The 527-nt window shown below is 45.2% G+C and carries 1 protein-coding gene; it reads left to right on the top strand.

The features are described 5' to 3' along the window. A partial coding sequence (locus tag AC1M9B_RS14380) for an alpha/beta fold hydrolase (protein WP_481609339.1) occupies positions 1-527 on the top strand: 527 nt, incomplete at both ends.

Raw genomic sequence — 527 nt, 5'->3', positions numbered from 1 at the left:
GTGATTTGTTATGACACACGTGGTCATGGTGCATCGGACGCGCCTCAAGGTCCATATACCATTGATCAACTTGGTCAAGATGTGGTGAATTTACTCGACCATTTAAATGTTGATAAAGCTGCATTCTGTGGTATTTCGATGGGTGGTTTGACAGGCCAATGGTTAGCGATCAATCATCCTCAACGCTTTAGTCATGTGATTGTGTGTAATAGCGCCGCTAAAATTGGCAATGAAAATGCTTGGAATGATCGTGCCGTATTGGTTCGTGAACAAGGTTTAGCACCGATTGCATCAACGGCTGCAGGTCGTTGGTTTACAGATCCCTTTATCCAAAGCAACCCAGCAGTGATTGAAAAACTTTCAAACGACTTAGGAGCTGGCAGCCCTGAAGGTTATGCAAGCTGCTGTGAAGCTTTGGCTAAGGCGGATGTGCGTGAACAACTCAAACAGATTTCGATTCCTGTATTGATTATTGCAGGTCAACAAGACCCTGTGACCACTGTGGCAGATGGTCAGTTTATGCAAGC

The sequence above is a fragment of the Acinetobacter sp. ANC_7513 genome, assembly GCF_056779915.1.
The sequence above is the reverse complement of the archived record's forward strand: the minus strand, read 5'-3'. Positions and strand labels throughout refer to the sequence as shown.